This is a genomic window from Mangrovibacterium marinum, assembly GCF_003046625.1.
In the GTDB taxonomy this organism is placed as follows: Bacteria; Bacteroidota; Bacteroidia; order Bacteroidales; family Prolixibacteraceae; genus Mangrovibacterium; species Mangrovibacterium marinum.
Window position 1 is genome coordinate 55,520 of the sequence record NZ_QAAD01000005.1, and the last position, 17,643, is coordinate 73,162.

Here is a 17,643-nt window from a genome sequence, read left to right on the forward strand (position 1 = left end):
TTTGTTAATGCAAATATATAGAACAAATGATCGTTAATAGCTGTTTTTTCAAAATATTTTTCGAAATTGTTGAAAATTGAATGTGGGGTGTCATTTGTGGAGTGTAATAAATCCACAAGAAGGTGTAGCAGACAAGCCATGAGCAGGGAAATAGTAAGGAGGTGGATGTAATGCCGATTTGTAGTTGAAATGACCCCCTAAATGCAGTTCTCGTTGCAGGGCTTTAGCGATCTGTCGGCATGGTGCCTGGAGGTTTCGGCCTGCGGTTTAATACCAACTGTTAATCGGTATAACCCGTGACAAGGTATCGGTGGTTGCTCTTCCGGCTGTTCAGGGAGCGTTGGTGTACAGGTAGCTGCGCGGGCCTGAAATACGGGCCGTGAGGCCCCGCAACAGAGCCTTCGGATGAATTTAATCGAAAATAGGAGGGCGTTTTAACGGATTCGCGACGATGATTCGCGTTGAATCAACTCGGTTGGCATCGTAATGGTCAGGTGTTTGCTTAGCCTGTTTTTACTTTCAATTTCCTGAATGAGTAGCTCCGCAGCTTTCAGTCCCATTTCAAAGGCCGGCTGTTTTAATGTTGAAATAGAAGGGGTAACCACTTCCGAGAACGGTTCGTCGCTAAAGCCAATTAGGCCGAAGTCCTGCGGGATTTTCATCCCGATTTTTTTCAGGTATACCATCATGGCAAGTGCCGAGGTGTCGTTTCCGCAAAAAGCAGCGTCGGGCGGCTGTGGAAGTGCCAAAAGTTGTTGAATGGCATCGCGCCCGTCGATGCGGGTCAGTCGGCTGTAAATAATCAGTTCTTCGTCAATGGGCATGTTGTTTTTCTCCAGGGCTGCGCGGTAGCCGGCCATGCGGTCGCGGTAGGTGTGCAGCACGGTCGGTCCGGCCAGATGGGCAATTCGCTTGTAGCCTTGTTGAATCAGATGTTCGGTTGCCTTAAATCCAACCATAAAATCATCCACGACAATTTTGTGCGCTTCCAGCTCCGGAACAACCCGGTCGAAAAAGACAATAGGGATTTCCTTTTTCGAGAAAAGCTGAAAGTGATCAAATTCGTCGGTTTGCATACTTAACGAAGCAATCAACCCGTCAACACGGTTCGAAAACAGGGAATGTACAATTTGCTTTTCTTTTTCCAGCAGATCGTTCGATTGCGAGATAATGACATTGTAGCCCGCTGCGAAGGCGACATCTTCAACACCACTGATAAAGCTCGAGAAGAAGTGCCGGTTAATCAGAGGCACAACGATCCCGATGGTGTTTGTTTTCTGATTGCGCAGGTTCGATGCAATCGTATTGGGCTGATAGCCCATTTCCAGCGCTTTGGCTTTTATCTTTTCTTTGGTCGCCTTGCTAATTCGGGGGTTATCGTTTAGTGCTCTGGAAACTGTTGATGCCGAGATGTTTAATTCTCGTGCTATGTCGTGTATTGTTATTGAAGACTTCTGATCCATATTGAATATTTCGCGGCAAAGATGCGAATAATTTTTTTACAGGGGCTAAATTACAACTTTTTGCGCAATCGATTGCATCTTTTTGATTTTAATTTTATATTTGCCCATGAAATCAGAACGTCGGAAGAGTTGGCTGACGGCTAACTGATACCTTTCAGTATAAAGTTTGGCTGCCGGTTTTTCGATATATTTTTGAAATATTGAATTTGAAACCAATTAAATAAAACACTATGGCTATTATTTTTGAAGAGCGTTATGCATACAATCCTCAGGATTTTAAAACTTATGATACGGATCGCATCCGGAAAGAATTTCTGGTTGAAAAATTGATGGAAGAGGGTAATATTCACATGGTATACTCTCATATCGAACGCTATATTACCGGGGGTGCAGTTCCCGGTGCCGAGCCTTTGACGCTGGAAACCGTTGATGCGTTGAAATCCGAATATTTCTGTAAACGCCGCGAAGTGGGTATTATTAATGTTGGCAATACCGGTTCGGTTACGGTTGACGGAAAAGAATATGTGTTAGCGTTTAAAGATGCTTTATATATTGGTCGTGGTGCCAAAGAGGTTGTTTTCAGCTCGAAAGATGCTTCAGCTCCGGCTCGTTTCTATTTCAACTCCGCTCCGGCACACAAGGAATATCCAACAAAACATGTGACAATGGGCGACGCCAATGTATTGCATTTAGGGGCGCTTGAAACATCAAACGAACGCAATATCAATCAGTTGTTGATCAATACTGTTGTTGAAACCTGTCAGTTGCAAATGGGGATGACCGAGTTGAAGCCGGGTAGCGTTTGGAATACCATGCCGGCACATACACACAGCCGCCGTAACGAAGTTTATTTCTACTTTAACGTACCGGAAGGGCAGGCTGTTTGCCACTTCATGGGCGAACCATCAGAAACACGTCACATCTGGATGCAGAACGAGCAAGCGGTGATTTCGCCAACCTGGTCGATTCACTCGGCTGCCGGAACAAGCAACTACATCTTTATTTGGGGTATGGCCGGCGAAAACCTGGATTACACCGATATGGATGTGATTAAGCCAACAGAATTGAGATAATCAAAAACATAAAATCAAACTATCTAATTAAGTTTAAATCATGAACGAATTATTTGATTTGTCGGGTAAAGTAGCATTGGTTACCGGTGGTACGCATGGTATCGGTATGGCAATTGCCAAAACATTGGGTCAGGCCGGTGCAAAAATTTGTGTGAACGACCTTTCGGAAGAGAAACTTGCTCAGGCAAAAGAAGAATATAAAGCAGCCGGAATTGATGCTTTCACGGTTAAATTTGATGTGACCAACGAAGAAGATGTCGACAGAGGGATTACAGCCATTGAAAACGCGGTTGGCTCAATCGACATTCTGGTGAATAATGCGGGTATCATTAAGCGTGTTCCTATTTTGGATATGCCGGTTGCCGATTATAAACAAGTAATTGATGTTGATTTGGTTGCTCCGTTGATTGTGGCCAAGCGTGTTGCTCCCAAAATGATTGAGAAACGTTTTGGTAAGATCATCAACATGTGTTCGATGATGAGCGTTTACGGACGTAATTCTGTTTCAGCTTATGCATCAGCAAAAGGTGGATTGAAACTGTTGACGGCAAACATGTGCTGCGAGTGGGCAAAATACAATTTGCAAATCAATGGTATCGGGCCTGGTTATATTGCTACATCGCAAACGGCGCCGATTCGTGAAGGTGGTCACCCGTTTAACGATTTGGTGATGATGCGTACACCGGCAGCCCGCTGGGGAGAACCCGAAGATATTGGTAACGCGGCTCTGTTCCTGGCGTCGAAAGCGGCCGATTTTGTGAACGGCCACGTGCTGTACGTTGATGGTGGTATTTTGGCCAACTTCGGCTATGTAAAAGGCGAAAACGATATCTAATTGGTGGGCATGAAAAGAAATCTGCTCATTGCATTAGCCGCCACAACACTGCTGTTCGGATCGTGTGCCAAAGAGAAGCAGTTGGTTGTTGAAAATCCAATCGATAGATCCCGTACCGACGAGCTATTGGTGTTGGACCGACAACAGATCGACAGTTCGTTTCCGGCACCCGAAGCCGGAATGCTTCCCTTGGTTTTAAACGGAAACGATACCCTGGCATCGCAGGTTGACGATTTGGATGGCGATGGTACTTGGGACGAGCTGGCCTTCCTGGTTAATTTTCAACCCAACGAAAAGTTGACTTTGCAGCTGGCTTATGTGCCGGCGGATGCTTATCCTCGGTTTGAGAAACGCACCAATATGCGTTTGGGAATTGAACAGGAGGATGGTACTTACAAAGAGGTTGACTATTACAGGGCACCATCGGCGAGCGAGCCCTTTAAAATTATTGCTCAGGGCGAAAGCGTGAGCTGGGAAAACGACAAGATGGGGTTCAGAACCTATTTTGATTGCCGTAATGTGAAAGACTTGTTTGGTAAACTGAAACCGGGCTTGATCATCGATAAAATTCATACGCCGGCCATGGGGAGCTATCACCAATTGGCCGATTGGGGAATGGATGTACTGCACTGCGGCAATTCGCTGGGATCGGGCGGTTTGGCCATGCTCGAAAATGATTCGCTGTATCGTTTAGGATCAACGGAGACTTACGAATATCAGAAAATCACGGAAGGCCCTGTACGTTCGGTTTGCGAGCTGAAATACGGGGGCTGGAAGGTGGCTGATCAGAACCTTGCGGCTGTTGAGCGTATTTCGGTTTTCCCGGGCAAATACTGGTTTCAGTCGGATGTGACGGTGTCCGGTTTCGAAGGCCAAAAGCAGTTGGTGACCGGTATTGTTACCAGCTATTTGACCACCGAGCCGGAGCATTTCAAAGCGAATGCCGACTACGATGCGATCGCCACCCTGGATCAGCAATCGGAAAATAAGGATGAGCTGGGAATGGCTGTTGTACTGAAAGCGGATGAAGTGACCACGGTTGCTCGTTCAACCGATGTGAACTATTTCGATCAGTATCCGACTGTTCCGGAAAAGGGCTTTAGCAATGTCATTTCGGAAACCTACTATGTAGCACAAAAAATTTCGAACGATAATCCGGCCAGGCACTATTTTGCTGCCGTGTGGGGGCTGGAGAATCCAGAGTGGAAAGAGATGGCCAATTTTAAAGCCTACCTTTCTTCTGAGGCTGAGAAATGGAGTAATCCCATTGTTGTTACGATTCAATAATTACTTTTTTCTTGAAAAGCAGGAAGGTTGCTCTTTACGGGCAGCCTTCTTTTCGTTTGGGGAACGCGGCATACCGCAGGGATTGGTTTGCAGCCCCCGGCAAGCGCGATATGTTTGGGCATTTTTTTGTAGCTTCACGCCACAAACTCTTATTTCACCCCGGTTATGGCTCTAAATTATATCTGGATATTCTTCTTTCTGATTGCTTTTGTTGTTGGTTTGGCCAAGCTCATTTTTATGGGCGATACCGAAGTTTTTACGGCAATGATGAACTCAACCATGGAGATGGCCAAAACAGGTTTCGAAATTTCGTTGGGACTAACCGGCGTGTTGGCGCTTTGGATGGGCATTATGAAAGTGGGCGAGGATGGTGGCGTAGTTCGCGTGTTTTCAAAACTCATTGGCCCGTTTTTCCGCAAGCTGTTTCCCGAACTGGACGAAAATCACCCGGCCAATGCGTCGATTATGATGAACATTGCCGCCAATATGCTCAATCTCGACAACGCGGCAACGCCCATGGGCCTGAAAGCCATGCAGGAGATGCAGGCCACAAATTTGAAGAAAGACACCGCAAGCAATGCCCAGATCATGTTCCTGGTGCTCAATACCTCGGGCCTGACCTTGCTGCCCATTAGCATTATGGTGTACCGTGCTCAACTGGGGGCGGTAAACCCCAGCGATATTTTTATCCCCATCATGCTGGCTACCTTCTTTTCAACCCTGGCCGGTTTGCTGGCCGTGGCCTACTATCAAAAAATAAACCTGCTGGATAAGGTTATTTTAGCCTATTTGGGCGGATTAACGGCCATTATTGCCGGATTGATCTGGTATTTTTCATCCATCCCGCAGGATCAGATTACCCTGATCTCGAGTGTTGCCAGTAACCTGATCCTTTTTACGGTCATCATCTCTTTCATTTTGCTGGGCCTTCGTGCCCGCATCAACGTGTACGAATCGTTTATCGATGGCGCCAAAGATGGTTTCAAAGTAGCCATCAAAATCATTCCTTATTTGGTGGCCATCCTGGTTGCAATCGGTGTGTTTCGTACTTCGGGAGCCATGACTTGGTTTATCGACGGCATTTCGTGGATGCTCACCGGGATGGGCGTAAATACCGATTTTGTTGAAGCCCTGCCAACGGCCTTGATGAAGCCCCTGAGTGGCAGCGGAGCCCGTGGAATGATGGTGGATGCCATGACAACTTACGGAGCCGACTCGTTTGTTGGGCGTGTAGCCAGCACTGTGCAGGGCGCAACCGATACAACCTTCTATATTATTGCCGTTTATTTCGGATCGGTAGGCATTAAGAAAACCCGCCATGCCTTGGTTTGCGGCTTGTTTGCCGATTTTGTGGGTATTGTAGCCGCTATTGCAATGGCTTATTTATTCTTTCACTAAACCGGTATCGGACTCGACCTGCTGCCTTTGGAGTTGTCCCCACTGCTTTCGCAGCAGTGTGACGGGCTATGGAGTGAGCTCCGTGGCTTGCAACAACGAGTGGTCGTGCAAGCCGCGAAGCTAATACAATTGTTTTTCAGACTGAGTCGTAAGCGAAACGCTGAAATCAGAAGGACAAATGCCGATAGTCAATTGAAGAGGCTTAAAGAGTGAAATGAATTGACGCCTCAATTCAATTGCTAATCGGTATAAACAGTTTAAAGGGAATCGACAGTTTGTTTCAGTTTAACCAGCTTGGTTAACAGTCCTTCCAGTAAATCCAGACGAAGCATATTGGCGCCGTCCGACTTGGCAACAGCCGGGTTCGGATGCGTTTCGATGAAAATACCATCGGCACCAACGGCAATGGCTGCACGGGCAATGGTTTCAATCAGTTCCGGTTTTCCACCGGTTACACCACTGCTCTGGTTGGGCTGTTGCAGCGAGTGAGTGATGTCCATGATCACCGGACAGCCGTTTGCCTTCATCACCGGAATACCGCGGTAGTCAACCACCAGATCCTGATAGCCGAAAGTGGTTCCCCGTTCAGTCAGCATCACCTGGTTGTTGCCACAGTCCTTCACTTTATTCACGGCAAACTGCATGGCTTCGGCCGATAGGAATTGTCCTTTTTTAATGTTGACGACTTTTCCGGTTTCCGCAGCAGCAATCAGTAAGTCGGTTTGGCGACACAGGAAGGCCGGAATTTGCAGTACATCAACATATTGTGCAGCGATGGCTGCCTCGGCTGCCGAGTGAATGTCGGTAACCGTAGGGATGTTGAATTTTTCGCCAACAGCTTGCAGAATGCTCAACGCTTTTTCGTCGCCAATGCCCTGAAACGAGTCAATGCGGCTGCGGTTGGCCTTACGGTACGAGCCTTTGAAGACGAATGGAATATGAAGCTTATTGGTTATCTCAAGTATTTTTTCGGCAATTTCGAATGCCATATCATTGCCTTCAATCACGCAGGGGCCTGCCATCAGCAGGAAATTTTCACCCGGAAAGTTCAATTTTGGAATCATGTTATCAATTAAATTTATGCGAATATACAACAATCGGGATAAGATTTAAAAGCTGAAGGAACCTTCCAAATCAGGGAGCCAGGCGTTGTACAGTCCATTGTTTTGCCTCGAGTTTGTAGCAAAAGCGATCGTGAAGCCGGTTGGGGCGTCCCTGCCAAAACTCCACAACCGCTGGTTTCACAAGGTAACCTCCCCAGTGTGGTGGCTTTTCAATTTCCAGGTTTTCAAAATGCTTATCGAACTGTGCAAAACGCTCATCCAGTTCTTCGCGCGAGCTAATTTCGCGGCTTTGCGGCGATGCCCAGGCCCCAAGCTGGCTGTCGCGCGGGCGCGACTTGAAGTATTCGGCAGAACGGCTGTCCGGAAGCTTTTCAACCCGGCCTTTCACCCGAACCTGGCGCTCCAGCCGGGGCCAGAAAAAATTCACGGCAACCTGATTATTTTGTTCCAGTTGCGCACCTTTATGGCTGTGGTAATTGGTGAAAAACACCAGACCAGCCTCGTCGGCCTGTTTCAGTAGCACAATTCGCGAATCGGGCTGCCCGTCGACCACCGTTGAGAGGGTCATGGCTGTGGGCTCTTCTTCGTGCTGAATGGCCTCGTCAAGCCAGCGCTGAAAAAGTTGAAGCGGATGACCGGTCAGCTTGCTTTCGTCCAGAAAATCGTGCCGGTAGTTTTTTCGAATATCTCGTAGCATTTCAATTTATTTAGTATTTCTGAATCTATGCCGATAAACAATGTTGAAAAGCGGATTGTTCCATCTTGCATAACCAATTCAGAAAATTTATGAAACTTTTATCCACGATTGCCTTTTTCCTGTTAGCGGCCGCGATGACCATGGCTGCGAACAAACAACTCAACATCGGAGAGCAGGCGACACACACCGAGGTGAAAATGCTTGGAATTACCGACGATTATGCCTCGCTGCAGGATTTGAAGCTCGACAACGGTTTGGTCGTCATTTTTTCGTGCAATACCTGTCCTTTTGTTGTGGCCTGGGAAGATCGGTACAACGAAATTTTTGATCTGGCGAAACAAAATAAGATCGGTGTGGTGCTCGTGAATTCCAATTATATGAAGCGCGAGGGCGACGACTCGTTGGAGGCCATGAAGAAGCACGCCCAGGAGAAAGGCTATAAGCTGCCTTACCTGATTGATCGGGAAAGTTTGCTTGCCAACGCGTGGGGCGGACAGACAACGCCGCATGTTTTCTTCTTCGATACCAACTTTAAACTGGTTTATAAAGGAGCGATCGATGATAATTACAAGTCGGCCTCCGATGTCAAAGAAAGCTATCTGAAAGATGCCATTCAGAGCGTAGCTGCCGGCGATGCAATTGCAGTGCCCGAAACAAAACCGCTGGGATGTAGCATTAAACGCAAGGTTCAGAACGATTAGCCGGAGTCCGGTATTCGGAACTCTCTTTTTCGAAAATCGTCACACACCGAGGCGACAGACTTTCAGTTCATAAAGCGGTGAGCGCCACTGCTGATCAGCTCAGATGAATGTTCAATCGTCGTCAGTAAAAACGAAAAATGCTTGACAGACTGCTTTTCGCGATGTAAAGTCGGGGGGAGCAGTTGCTCGTTTTAGGCGGTCAATAACTCCTGATTTGTGATTGGCAATAAACTAAAAATGGGCTTAATAGTAAGCAAACGAGCCTATTTCCGTACATTAGCGTTAATAATTTCTTGAAAAATAAATGCAGAAAGGTAGAGGTATGAATTAAAAAAAGATTAATTTGTACTGAAACAAGAATTGATGGTTCCCGAAATAATCGGTTATTGTTTTAACTTGATCATCAGTATGTGCGCTAACTAATTATTAACGAATGGCATCAGACAAGCACTCACCGAAAATTTTAATTGTCTCCGATACGATGGAAAATACAGACCATTTGCGGTCGGTATTGATCGGCAGGGGCTATCTGCCCGTTTGGATGAACACCAGCCAGGCATCGGTCTTAAAATCAACCCGGGAGAAGTTTGATTTGATCATTATGGATGTTGAAATTACGGATCAGAATGGTATTGAAATCAGTAAGAAGCTGCATAAAGCTGTTCAAACCCCGGGGGTTCCGCTTATTTTTCTAACACCCGCAAAATACGAAGATCGCTTGTTGCATCTGTTTCGCCCCGGTGAATTCGATTTTGTTCAAAAGCCATTTAAATACGAAGAGCTGATTATTCGTTTGGAGCTTCATCTGGCCTTAAAACGCGTACAGGAAGAGCTTAAAGCGTCGAAGGAAATAGCCGAAAAAGCAGCCAGTGCCAAGTCGTTGTTTTTGGCTAATATGTCGCACGAAATTCGCACACCACTGAACGGCATTGTCGGGATGGTTGATATTTTGCGGCAAACCAAGCTGGATAAGGAGCAACTGGAGTATCTGGACATCATTGAAATATCGAGCGATACCTTGCTCATGATTATCAACGATATTCTTGATTTCTCGAAGATTGAGGCCGGGCAGATCAAATTCGAACATATTGCCTTCAATATTCGCGACGAGATTGACAACGTGAAAAAACTGCTGGCCTATAAAATTAAACAAAGCGAATTTGATTTCTCGGTGTCCGTCAGCGACTCTGTGCCGGTTTTAATTATGGGTGATCCGCTACGCTTAAAACAAATCCTGATTAATTTATTGAATAATGCCTTCAAATTTACCGAGAAAGGATTCGTGCGGCTACAGGTCAGTCTGGAGGGAATTAGCAACAATAGTTACAAAGTACGCTTCGAGATTGAAGATTCGGGTATCGGCATTTCGGAGGAGAACCAAAAGAAGTTGTTTAAAACATTTACCCAGGCCGATAGCTCCACAACCCGTAAGTTTGGCGGAACGGGCTTGGGCTTAGCCATCTGTAAACGACTGACCCACCTGATGAAAGGCGAAATTGGCGTTGAAAGTGAGTTGGGAAAAGGTTCGCTGTTTTGGTTTACTGCTGTTTTCGATCCGGTTGTTTCGGGCAAACGACCCGACAGCCCCAAAGCCTTTGTGCTTCGCCCCGAAATTTGTTTAAATGTGCTGCTGGCCGAAGACAACGATATTAATGCCAAAGTAGCCATGCTTTGTGTAAAGCGTCTGGGGCATCGGGTGACCCTGGCTACCAACGGGCTGGAAGCTGTACAGTTATATAAAAAGGGCGGTTTCGACCTCATTTTGATGGATGTGCACATGCCTGGTCTGGACGGGGTGGAAGCCACACAGGAAATCAGACGAATTGAAAAGCAGAATGGTGTTGAAACGGGGATTCCCATCATTGCAATGACTGCCAATAAGTTTAGCGATGAAATTAAGCTGTTTCTCAAAAGCGGGATGAATGATCATCTGGGAAAACCCTTTAAACCTACCGACCTGGATACAGTCATCAAAAGAAATCTAAATTTTAAGGAAGTCTAAATTATCGCTTATAACGCATGGTACCTACTGAAATGGATTTACAAGGAAAGAAAATACTCATTGTTGAGGATAATGATACCAGTAGGTATTATTACCAAAAGGCTTTAAAGCAATGTAACGCTGTTAGTTACTGGGCGAAAAACGGAGCAGAGGCTGTCGATATCTTTAAAACAGTACCAGGCATTTCGCTGGTTTTAATGGATTTGAATATGCCCGAGATGGATGGTTTTGAGGCGACCCGCCTGATAAAAAACATGAACCCGCTGGTTCCGGTTATCGTGCAAAGTGCGTTTATCCTGTCCGGTGAAGAGTCGCGGAGTTACGAAGCCGGCTGTGATGATTTTATAGCCAAACCGGTGCGTCTGAGCACCTTGATGAACGCCATTCAGAAGCACCTAAAATAAGGTCAGGTACGCACAAAATTTGCTTGATGAATTGACCGGAGTCAGTTCCAAAAAGCCTTTCCGAGGACGGCCGTCCAACATCTGAAGCGGATTGGCTTCCCGCTTCTGTTCAACCACTTGCACCATAGTCCCCTGGGGGGCAAAATGAATCTTGAAATGGCCTTTGGCTTCGGGATGAATTTTGGCCTCGAGTTTTGTACTCAGATAGCCCATTGTATAGCGCGGATTGATCTCCAGACAGGGGTGAATCATTAGCTGGCCATTTTCATCGCGATAGCTGATCAGATCGATGCCCAGCGGACCGCTGTAGTTTTTGCTGTAAACCGAGTTTTCCAGCTCTCTATGCATTAGCGACGATAGTTTTCTCAGCGATTCCTGACCTCCGGGAATCCGGGCCCAGTCGCTGAAATTCAGGAAGTGTCCCGAATATTGCCCGTTCGAATTGGTTTCGAAAAAACTGGGAGTCAGGTAACGAACTTTTCCCGCGCTCTCAATCCGAAATTGCAGCGACAAATCCAATTGCTTATCGAGCCAGGGTTCGGCGGTTAGATAGCCCTGTTGCTCCAGATTACCTTTGATCCATTGTCGGTTCGACTCGTTGAGCTTGTTGCGTCGCAGGACGGCCAGCCCCCGGCCGCTCGAGCTTAGTGGTGTTTTCAGCACCAGTGGTGCTGAACTGTTCAGCAAGCGCGCTATTTCAGCTTCCGAGCGAACGATATGCGGCGCTATTTGTCGGTCGATGCAAGAGGGCAGCACTTCGGCTTGCAGTAGCTGGTGCAGAAAGCCAACAGCAGTCTTCCGCTCGAAAACAGTCCGGTAGCTGTCCTTCCACGGCCGGTTTCCGGCTTCCAAAAACTGAAACCGATGACTTTCGGCGGGGCTGTTGCCCCAGCATTCGAGCTTTAGCGTGTCATCCGCCAATCGTTCGGCTTTCAGTTGGTCGATGCTTGCAAAACGGGGAATTGTAAAGCCGGCCTCGTGCATGCGTTCTATCCACTGTTCGGGCGGAGTGGGAGCGACCACAAGGTCGTTTGCTTTGGCAAAGTGCAGCATTAACGGAGCCAGATCATCCTCGAACTGACGAAGTAAATTGGACGGTGTGAAGTAGGGCGAACCGTTGGCAATGGCAATTTCGCAGGTTGGGTTAAAATGAAATAGAGTTGGCCGGGCGTCTGTCACTGTTTCCTGTTTTTAGAGCTCAAATGTATGAAATCTCCGCGATTCTGTATTTCTGTTCAACTTTTCGCGGCAGAATGTCTAAAAGCCAGTGCTCTTCTCTATATTTGTTTAACCCACGAATCGTAACTGTTATGACTAAAAAGCCCCTCGCTTATCCGACGACAATGAATCGCCGATCGGGTCTGTTGAATTTCTTACTGCTGATCTTGCTGTTTGTCCTGCCTTTGGGGGGACATTCGCAAAGCAAAAAGGCGCTGAAATATTTCGACGAGGCCAAGAGTTTGTACCGGAATTCCGATTTCCAGCAGGTTCTTGAACGGCTGAAGTATGTCGTTAGGCAGGAGCCAAACTGGATTGAGCCCGTGCTGTTACAGGCCGATGCGTATGGTGAAACAGACTCGCTTGATGCCCGCGTGAATGCTTTGGAAAAGGCTTTGGATATCGATGACGAAAAGTATCCACGGGTGTTCTTTTTACTGGGGAATGCCCGCTATCAGCAAGGGGAGTATTGCTTGGCGAGCCGGGCTTATCAGCGGTTTTTGGACACGGGACGGGCCGCCCGGCTGGAGTCGGAAGTACACCGGAAAATTGCTGCTTGCGACTATGCTGCTCAGCTTGTGGCGCAGGAAGTGCCTTTTGCTGCTGTGAACCTGGGCGACTCGGTGAACACCCCGATGAATGAGTACTGGCCTTCGTTGACCATTGATGGTAAAAAGCTGGTATTTACCCGTTTGCTTCCTGTTGAGAATAGAACATCCCCTTTATCACCGCGCTTTCAGGAAGATTTTTACCAGTCGGACTGGCAGGAGGGAGCTTGGCGCAAGGCCCATCCGCTGGCCACTGTAAATACAGCCGACAACGAAGGCGCGCAAAGCATTTCGGCCGATGGCCGCTTGCTTTTTTTCACAGCCTGTCACCGACCCGACAGCTATGGTGGCTGCGATTTGTACTTTTCGCGCCTGCAAAACGGACAGTGGACAGCGCCTCAAAATGCCGGCTCCCCGGTGAACACCGGAGCCTGGGAGTCGCAACCTTCGATATCGGCCAACGGCGAATATTTGTATTTTGTGAGCACCCGCGAAGGTGGAAAGGGGGGAAGGGACATCTGGCGGTGCCGGCTGGAGGGTTTCAGAGCCGATGGCCGACCGATTTGGGATGAACCCGAAAACCTCGGTGATTCCATCAATACAGTCGGCAATGAAGTGTCGCCATTCATTCACTCCGACGGTAAAAGCCTCTATTTTGCCTCCGATACCTGGCCGGGGCTGGGCGATAAAGACCTTTTTGTGGCCAAAATGAAAACCGATGCCAGTTGGACAAGTCCCCAAAACCTGGGCTATCCCATCAACACGGTAAACGAAGAAAAAGGATTGGTGGTGGATGCCTCGGGAACTTATGCTTATTATTCGTCGAACCGCGAAAAGTCGAAGGGACTGGATATTTACCGCTTCAAACTGTACGAGGCCATTCAACCCGATGCAGTGTCCTATGTTGCGGGTGTTGTTTATGACAAATCATCCGGAATGCCTTTGTCTGCCCGGGTTGAGCTGATTGATCTGGGCAATAATAGCCTGATTACAAAAACTGAAGCTTCGCCGCCTAAGGGCGATTTTATGATTTGCCTGCCTTTGGGCGAAGAATATGCTTTTAACGTGACCATGCCTGGCTATCTGTTTTACTCGGCCAATTTTGCGTTGAAAGAAGTTCATAAACTGGAAAATCCGGTGGAGTTGGAAATCGGCCTGGAGCCCATTACTCCGGGAGGCAAAACAGTATTGCGGAACATTTTCTTCAAAACGGATTCTTATGCCTTGGAGAGTCAGTCGCAAGTGGAGTTGAAGAAGCTGCTGGAGTTTATGCGCCAAAACCCGAATGTCTCGGTTGAAATTGGCGGCCATACCGATGGCGTGGGCACGGCGGCCTATAACCAGTTACTGTCGGAAAACCGGGCGAAGGCAGTATACGATTATTTGATCGGGGCGGGGATCAGCGCGAGCCGGCTGGCCTACAAGGGCTATGGCTTTACGGTTCCGGTAGCGGATAACACAACCGACGAGGGGCGTGCGTTAAACCGACGAACCGAGTTTAAAGTATTGGAATATACACGTTAAGTAGCTTCGATCCGAACGCGACTTGGAATGATCGCCGACTATTATCCGGCGATCTTTTTGTGTTTTATTTCATCAGACATGGCCCGAACAAATCGGGCGGTAAAGAAATTGACATTCCGATCGAGCAGGCGATAGCCAAAGGATGATAATTCGTATAAGGCCGGATAATGTTTTAAAATTAGTTCGTTGAGCTGAAAACGAACCTGTTGTGCCTCGGCTTTATTGGTGCGGGGAATTTTATTTTTGGCAAGCACAGCATTCATCAGCTTCAATTCGTCAACCAGCCGGTACTCGGCATAATGGCGGTCTTTTTCGATCACGTCCTCGGTAAATCGAAGCGCTTCTTCAGCCATCAGGTCGATGTACTCGTCCAATTCGGGCGTACGCTTAAGCTGGTACAGCTGTTTGGTTAACTGATAAAATGCCTGTGTAAACTCTCTTTTAAAATCGACCCTGAAAGCATCGATCAATCGGAATTGCTCAAAAATATCGCGAATTATCTTTTTCATATCAGTTCTCTTAAAAATGAGCTATTTCAATTTAGTGTAAAAATGGTTTCGTGCGATGGTTTTCCGCCCTATTGTAAAACATACAAGTGTTCGGGATGTTTGCGGCTTAGTGCGTCCATCTGCCGAATTTTCCCAGTTGGTAATCTTCGTAGGCCTGTCTGATTTCTTGTTCGGTGTTCATCACAAAGGGGCCCTGCGAAACAACCGGCTCGTTTAGTGGTTGGGCGTGTCCGAGTAGCAGCACACTGTTTTCCAACGCTTCAATCCGAATGAGCTCCGAATCGTTTTTAAATTCAAGCAAACTTCGCTGCTGAACGATTTGTCCGTTCACCTTCAGTTTTCCGCGAATAAGGTAGCAAAAGATGTTTTCGTCAAGTGGAATTGTGTAATCCCACCGGGCTTTTTGTTTCAAATCGATTGTTTGCAGTTGCAAGCCAATTCCCGACTCAAAGGGGCCTTTTTGGCCCCTATATTCGCCCGAAATCAGCTTAACTGTTGTCAGTCTGTCATCGGAACTGATGGTGGGTATGTCGTCCTTTTGCAGGCCTCGGTAGTAAGGAGGGCACATCTTGGCTTTTGCCGGAAGGTTGACCCAGAGCTGCAGAATTTCGAGCGGGCCGCCGGTTTGCTTAAATTGATCAGACGATACTTCGGAATGAATAAGTCCTTTGCCTGCCGTCATCCACTGTACCCCACCGGCATCAATCACACTTTTATGGCCGCCGCTGTCGAAATGGGCGATGTCGCCGTCTAAAATGAAGGTTACGGTTTCCATGCCGCGGTGCGGATGTGGTCCAAAAGGCAAGCCTTGATTTTGGGGCGGGTAAAGTTGTGGCCCGTGGTGGTTTAGAAACAAAAACGGATCGAGGTAGCTGATCGACGGTGTTGGAATGACCCGGTAAGTAATCAGATTGCCAATGGGATCGTAAACCGGCTGATGAATTTGTTGAATTGTTCGCATTGTTCTCTGTTTTTCGAGGAATAGAACAGTTCAAGCGAAGGCTTGTTTACCGAAAATGCGATTCACCGGCTGGTTTTGGGTCAATCGACGCATCGCCATAAAACAGGCCGACACATTTCTGCGTCACTGAAGGCGCGAACGTTTGTTCATGGCTTACGAAGCAGTAGGCGCGAGGCCTCAACACGGCTTGGAGCGTTGGCTTTTTTGCATTCAGCGACTTTCAGGAAAAAAAAAGAGCTGCCCGGGTGGAGCAGCTCTTTTTTTTCTATTTCATTGTCCGAATGACAGGGTTCTGTTATCGAACATTGAATATTCGGCAACTATTGAAAATACCAGCGTGGGTCACCGGCCGATGCTTTTCCGTCGAATGATTCGTCGGCAATCGAGAAATCGCCGGTTGTCGGATCCGCAAACAAGTCGGTTGAAGCACCCGGATAGTCGTTCAGTCCGTTGATGGATGCACCGCCCAATACAAAATCGTTTGTGGCGTAACAGTTGGTCACTGTCGGGGTACCGTTCAAACGAATTCCTTTAGCTCCTTCGTCCTGTGTAGAGCCCAGGATACAGTTGCGCATGGTAAAGCCATCGGCCGGGCCGAAACTTGAACTAAAGTCGAAGAAATATCTTCCGCTGCCTAACACATAGTCGAATGTACAGTCGGCAATGAGCACGCTGTTGTTGTTCGATTTGTTATGCAGGAATAAGCGTCCGATATTATAAAAAGTTGAATTGGTCAGGCTGATGTTATTGATTACGTGGTTCGAAGCCGAGACGTTGATAAAATAGTACGAGTCGGGCACGTTATAGGCCACGCAGTTGTCAATATTCAGATTTTCGATATACTTGTCATCCGAGTCTTTCATCCGCAACAGGGTATTCTTGAAGTCGTGCAGCAGACAGTTCGAGAACTCCAGCGTTGTGGTGTTGGTGGCGCTGGCCTGGTTGATGAAGTAGGCGTTGGATGCACCGTTTGTCGATCCGTCGGGCTGATAAATCAATCCCGAGATATCCAGGTTGGTGAATTTCACATAGTCGTGATTGGCTCCCAGGTTCAGTTGGGGAACATTCAAAATGGCTTTCGAGTCGCCCGGCAAACCGAAGAAGTTAAACGAAATACCTTCGGGCAGTTGCACCGTTTCCTGGTTGCTCACGCGCGCTCCGGCAGGGAAGGTAACAGTAACAGACGATACTGCCAAGCCGTCCAATACTTCGAAATTAAGCGTGTCTCCGGCTTGTAGACGGATGTAGTAATCGGCTTCGGGTGTTTCCGGGAAGGTGGTGAAGCTGGCTGATCCACGTTGTTTTTCGCCATTCATCAGCAAGACTTCATAGCTGGTTTCGGGGCTCAGGCCGGTTAACAGCATTTCGCCTGCTTCGAGTTGTTCAGCGCTAATTGTTACATTGTCAATTTCAACGCCATCGGCATCATTTACCAGCAGGTTGGTTACCGTCGCTCCGGCTTCCCAGCGAACTGTAACCGACGAGCTCAGGATATCGCCACTGGATACCTCTTCCATAATTTGCTCGGCCCGGGTCTTGAAATAGATGGCATTCCAGCCCGACTCGGTTTTTCCGGCTTCGGCTGCGACTGATTTCACACGAAGCGAGTATTTGGTATTGCTTTCCAAGCCTTCGAGGGTAAACTTGTAGGCTGTAGTGTCGAATGTTGAAATAATATTCTCGAACAGCAAGCTGTCCTGACTGAGTTCAAACTGGTAGTAAGCAGCGTCGGGAATGGCCACGAAGCTGATCTCTGCTGTATGCACGGTAACGCCGGTGGCATCTAACTTGGCTGGACGAAACATCCGCTCGTAGTCGCTGTCGGTATCCCAATCGTTTTTGTCGGTACAGGCGCTCAACACGAGCAATCCAGCAACGAAGGCAAAAAGGATACGAAGATTTATTTTGCTATTGATATTCATTCTTAAAATCGTTTTGTGAGGGAGCTTCAAACGGTGT

General features: G+C 47.6%; 15 protein-coding genes. 8 read left to right on the forward strand and 7 right to left on the reverse strand.

The window, feature by feature from the left end:
• Nucleotides 1-434: 434 nt before the first annotated feature.
• On the reverse strand, nt 435-1,463 hold the full coding sequence (locus C8N47_RS05970; RefSeq protein WP_107821627.1) for a LacI family DNA-binding transcriptional regulator: 1,029 nt from the start codon (nt 1,461-1,463) through the stop codon (nt 435-437).
• Nucleotides 1,464-1,693: 230 nt separating this feature from the next.
• Between C8N47_RS05970 and kduI the strand changes: the two genes are divergently transcribed.
• The 4 genes from kduI to C8N47_RS05990 all read left to right on the forward strand — a co-directional run bounded on the left by kduI (nt 1,694) and on the right by C8N47_RS05990 (nt 6,056).
• Nucleotides 1,694-2,536 carry a 5-dehydro-4-deoxy-D-glucuronate isomerase gene (gene kduI, locus C8N47_RS05975; RefSeq protein ID WP_107821628.1) on the forward strand — a complete coding sequence of 281 codons (843 nt, stop codon included), beginning with the start codon at nt 1,694-1,696 and terminating at the stop codon, nt 2,534-2,536.
• Nucleotides 2,537-2,576: 40 nt separating this feature from the next.
• Complete coding sequence (locus tag C8N47_RS05980) at nt 2,577-3,371, forward strand: gluconate 5-dehydrogenase (RefSeq protein WP_107821629.1); 795 nt, start codon at nt 2,577-2,579, stop codon at nt 3,369-3,371.
• Between the two features lie 9 nt (nt 3,372-3,380).
• The gene (locus C8N47_RS05985; protein ID WP_146161441.1) at nt 3,381-4,658 is read left to right on the forward strand and encodes a DUF4861 domain-containing protein; all 1,278 of its coding nucleotides are present in this window, start codon (nt 3,381-3,383) and stop codon (nt 4,656-4,658) included.
• 165 nt (nt 4,659-4,823) lie between these two features.
• On the forward strand, nt 4,824-6,056 hold the full coding sequence (locus C8N47_RS05990; RefSeq protein ID WP_107821631.1) for a nucleoside recognition domain-containing protein: 1,233 nt from the start codon (nt 4,824-4,826) through the stop codon (nt 6,054-6,056).
• Between the two features lie 257 nt (nt 6,057-6,313).
• Here the strand turns inward: C8N47_RS05990 and kdsA are convergent, their stop codons facing one another.
• Together kdsA and pdxH are read right to left on the reverse strand one after the other, a co-directional pair.
• Nucleotides 6,314-7,120, reverse strand: a complete 807-nt coding sequence (gene kdsA / locus C8N47_RS05995) for a 3-deoxy-8-phosphooctulonate synthase (RefSeq protein WP_107821632.1) — start codon at nt 7,118-7,120, stop codon at nt 6,314-6,316.
• A 70-nt stretch (nt 7,121-7,190) separates the two neighbouring features.
• Entirely contained in the window at nt 7,191-7,817 is a 627-nt protein-coding gene (pdxH, locus tag C8N47_RS06000) for a pyridoxamine 5'-phosphate oxidase (protein WP_107821633.1), read from the reverse strand.
• 89 nt (nt 7,818-7,906) lie between these two features.
• Between pdxH and C8N47_RS06005 the strand changes: the two genes are divergently transcribed.
• The 3 genes from C8N47_RS06005 (at nt 7,907) to C8N47_RS06015 (ending at nt 10,924) form a co-directional block, all read left to right on the forward strand.
• A complete protein-coding gene (locus C8N47_RS06005; protein WP_107821634.1) occupies nt 7,907-8,518 on the forward strand; it encodes a thioredoxin family protein in 612 nt (203 codons plus the stop codon).
• 433 nt (nt 8,519-8,951) lie between these two features.
• Entirely contained in the window at nt 8,952-10,520 is a 1,569-nt protein-coding gene (locus C8N47_RS06010; RefSeq protein WP_107821635.1) for a response regulator, read from the forward strand.
• Nucleotides 10,521-10,537: 17 nt separating this feature from the next.
• Entirely contained in the window at nt 10,538-10,924 is a 387-nt protein-coding gene (locus C8N47_RS06015) for a response regulator (protein WP_107821636.1), read from the forward strand.
• Here C8N47_RS06015 and C8N47_RS06020 read toward each other — a convergent pair.
• Complete coding sequence (locus C8N47_RS06020) at nt 10,916-12,103, reverse strand: hypothetical protein (protein ID WP_107821637.1); 1,188 nt, start codon at nt 12,101-12,103, stop codon at nt 10,916-10,918. The two genes, C8N47_RS06015 and C8N47_RS06020, sit on opposite strands and share 9 nt — an antisense overlap.
• 131 nt (nt 12,104-12,234) lie before the next feature.
• Between C8N47_RS06020 and C8N47_RS06025 the strand changes: the two genes are divergently transcribed.
• Nucleotides 12,235-14,214 carry an OmpA family protein gene (locus C8N47_RS06025; protein WP_170111308.1) on the forward strand — a complete coding sequence of 660 codons (1,980 nt, stop codon included), beginning with the start codon at nt 12,235-12,237 and terminating at the stop codon, nt 14,212-14,214.
• Nucleotides 14,215-14,255: 41 nt separating this feature from the next.
• Here C8N47_RS06025 and C8N47_RS06030 read toward each other — a convergent pair whose 3' ends face one another.
• From C8N47_RS06030 to C8N47_RS06040, 3 genes are all read right to left on the reverse strand, one after another.
• Nucleotides 14,256-14,723, reverse strand: coding sequence for a hypothetical protein (locus tag C8N47_RS06030; RefSeq protein WP_107821639.1), 468 nt, complete (start codon nt 14,721-14,723; stop codon nt 14,256-14,258).
• A 106-nt stretch (nt 14,724-14,829) separates the two neighbouring features.
• A complete protein-coding gene (locus C8N47_RS06035; protein ID WP_107821640.1) occupies nt 14,830-15,684 on the reverse strand; it encodes a pirin family protein in 855 nt (284 codons plus the stop codon).
• A gap of 320 nt (nt 15,685-16,004) precedes the next feature.
• On the reverse strand, nt 16,005-17,606 hold the full coding sequence (locus tag C8N47_RS06040; protein ID WP_107821641.1) for a DUF5123 domain-containing protein: 1,602 nt from the start codon (nt 17,604-17,606) through the stop codon (nt 16,005-16,007).
• Nucleotides 17,607-17,643: the final 37 nt, after the last annotated feature.

Coding starts and splice junctions, on each gene's coding strand:
- C8N47_RS05970 (WP_107821627.1), bottom strand. CDS start 1,463: ATGGATCAGAAGTCTTCAATAACAATACACGACATAGCACGAGAATTA.
- kduI (WP_107821628.1), top strand. CDS start 1,694: ATGGCTATTATTTTTGAAGAGCGTTATGCATACAATCCTCAGGATTTT.
- C8N47_RS05980 (WP_107821629.1), top strand. CDS start 2,577: ATGAACGAATTATTTGATTTGTCGGGTAAAGTAGCATTGGTTACCGGT.
- C8N47_RS05985 (WP_146161441.1), top strand. CDS start 3,381: ATGAAAAGAAATCTGCTCATTGCATTAGCCGCCACAACACTGCTGTTC.
- C8N47_RS05990 (WP_107821631.1), top strand. CDS start 4,824: ATGGCTCTAAATTATATCTGGATATTCTTCTTTCTGATTGCTTTTGTT.
- kdsA (WP_107821632.1), bottom strand. CDS start 7,120: ATGATTCCAAAATTGAACTTTCCGGGTGAAAATTTCCTGCTGATGGCA.
- pdxH (WP_107821633.1), bottom strand. CDS start 7,817: ATGCTACGAGATATTCGAAAAAACTACCGGCACGATTTTCTGGACGAA.
- C8N47_RS06005 (WP_107821634.1), top strand. CDS start 7,907: ATGAAACTTTTATCCACGATTGCCTTTTTCCTGTTAGCGGCCGCGATG.
- C8N47_RS06010 (WP_107821635.1), top strand. CDS start 8,952: ATGGCATCAGACAAGCACTCACCGAAAATTTTAATTGTCTCCGATACG.
- C8N47_RS06015 (WP_107821636.1), top strand. CDS start 10,538: ATGGTACCTACTGAAATGGATTTACAAGGAAAGAAAATACTCATTGTT.
- C8N47_RS06025 (WP_170111308.1), top strand. CDS start 12,235: ATGACTAAAAAGCCCCTCGCTTATCCGACGACAATGAATCGCCGATCG.
- C8N47_RS06030 (WP_107821639.1), bottom strand. CDS start 14,723: ATGAAAAAGATAATTCGCGATATTTTTGAGCAATTCCGATTGATCGAT.
- C8N47_RS06035 (WP_107821640.1), bottom strand. CDS start 15,684: ATGCGAACAATTCAACAAATTCATCAGCCGGTTTACGATCCCATTGGC.
- C8N47_RS06040 (WP_107821641.1), bottom strand. CDS start 17,606: ATGAATATCAATAGCAAAATAAATCTTCGTATCCTTTTTGCCTTCGTT.